The sequence below is a fragment of the Streptomyces sp. NPDC059524 genome (assembly GCF_042749255.1).
GTDB lineage: Bacteria > Actinomycetota > Actinomycetes > Streptomycetales > Streptomycetaceae > Streptomyces > Streptomyces xanthii.
The window spans coordinates 1-1,639 of record NZ_JBHYTK010000300.1 but is presented as its reverse complement, the minus strand read 5'-3'; the positions used below and the strand labels follow the sequence as shown (position 1 = coordinate 1,639).

The 1,639-nt window shown below is 73.1% G+C and carries 2 protein-coding genes; one reads left to right on the top strand and one right to left on the bottom strand.

Annotated elements, in window-relative coordinates; translation table 11 throughout:
• Window positions 1–93 precede the first annotated feature (93 nt).
• Window positions 94–846, bottom strand: coding sequence for an MBL fold metallo-hydrolase (locus ACFW9D_RS38280; RefSeq protein WP_188338652.1), 753 nt, complete (start codon window positions 844–846; stop codon window positions 94–96).
• A gap of 220 nt (window positions 847–1,066) precedes the next feature.
• Between ACFW9D_RS38280 and ACFW9D_RS38275 the strand changes: the two genes are divergently transcribed.
• On the top strand, window positions 1,067–1,510 hold the full coding sequence (locus ACFW9D_RS38275) for a type II toxin-antitoxin system PemK/MazF family toxin (RefSeq protein ID WP_188338651.1): 444 nt from the start codon (window positions 1,067–1,069) through the stop codon (window positions 1,508–1,510).
• Window positions 1,511–1,639 lie beyond the last annotated feature (129 nt).

Sequence of the window (1,639 nt, the reverse complement as noted above, 5' to 3'; positions counted from 1 at the left end):
ACTTTCTGCGGGGGCGCCGCCGCCCGGCCCACACCCCCCCCCCCCGCCCGCACGGGGCGGCCGGGGGCCCTGTCGGGCGTTGCCGCCCGTGCGTCAGATCTCGTACGAGACCCCGGGCGCCGCCAGTTCGACGGGGCCGGAGTACACGTCCCGGGCGTCCGCCAGGTTCACCTGCGGGTCCGTCCACGGCGGGATGTGCGTCAGGACCAGCTTGCCGGCGCCCGCCCGGCGCGCCGCCTCCCCCGCCTCGCGGCCGTTGAGGTGCAGCGCCGGGATGTTCTCCTTGCCGTGCGTGAACGCGGCCTCGCACAGGAACAGGTCCGTGCCCTCCGCCAGTTCCTCCAGCGCCTCGCAGGGGCCGGTGTCCCCGGAGTACGTGAGCGAGCGGCCCTCGTGCTCGACGCGGATCGCGTAGGACTCGACGGGGTGGCAGACCTTCTCCATCCGCACCGAGAAGGGCCCGATCCGGTACGAGCCCGACTTCACCGTCTGGAAGTCGAAGACCTCGCTGAACGCGGAGGCCGACGGGGCGTCGGCGTGCGCGGTGGTCAGGCGCTCCTCGGTGCCCTCGGGCCCGTAGACGGGCATGGGCGCGCAGCGGCCGCCTTCGTGGCGGTAGTAGCGGACGACGAAGTACGCGCACATGTCGATGCAGTGGTCCGCGTGCAGATGGCTGAGGAAGATCGCGTCCAGGTCGTAGAGACCACAGTGACGCTGCAGCTCGCCCAGGGCGCCATTGCCCATGTCGAGGAGCAGCCGGAAGCCGTCGGCCTCGACGAGGTAGCTCGAACAGGCCGAATCCGCGGACGGGAACGACCCCGAGCAGCCGACGACGGTGAGCTTCATGAGAGCCGGAACCTCCGCGCTGGCGGTCGGAATGCGGGGTGGAGCCACATGGGGTGGAGCCCGATGAGGTCCGTCGAGCGTAAGGCGCAAAAGGGCGAGTGGCTCCTCCGTCACGGGCTGTTGTGGGGGAACTCACCTGTGCTGTCACCGGTTCGGGGGGCCTCAGGGCGTGTCGGCGCCGATGGCGCGCCCCCGGCGGCCCACCGGTACCGTCGGGGCTATGGACACGTCCTGGTGGCTCGCGCTCGCTGCCGTCGTGCTGCTCGCGCTCGTGGCGACGCTGGTCGACGGGTGGGGGCGGCGGGGGACGACGGAGCGCCGCCGGACCCGGGTGCCGCGCGGGCGGCGGGCCGGGGGGCCGCAGCCCGGGGAGATCTGGTGGGCACGGGTGCCCTACGAGGACGGGCCCGGGGGCAAGGACCGGCCGTGTCTGGTGCTCGGGGTGCGCGGGAGCGTGGCGCTGGTCGCGAAGATCACGAGCAAGTACCACGACGAGCGGCCGGGGGTGATCGCGTTGCCGCCGGGGTCGGTGGGCGATGCGGGGGGCCGGGCCAGCTTCCTGGAGACGGACGAGCTCCGCGAGGTGGGGTTCTCGGCGTTCCGGCGCCGGGCGGGACTGGTGGACCCGGTGGTCTGGGACCAGGTGCGGCATCTGGGGTGGTGAGTTCCCGTTCGTCGCCGGGCGCGGGTCCGGTGGGGGCTGGTCGCGCAGTTCCCCGCGCCCCTAGAGGCGAGCGGCTTCGCCGCTCAGCCTCTATCGGGGAAATGCGCCCGAAGGGCATGCATTTCAGGC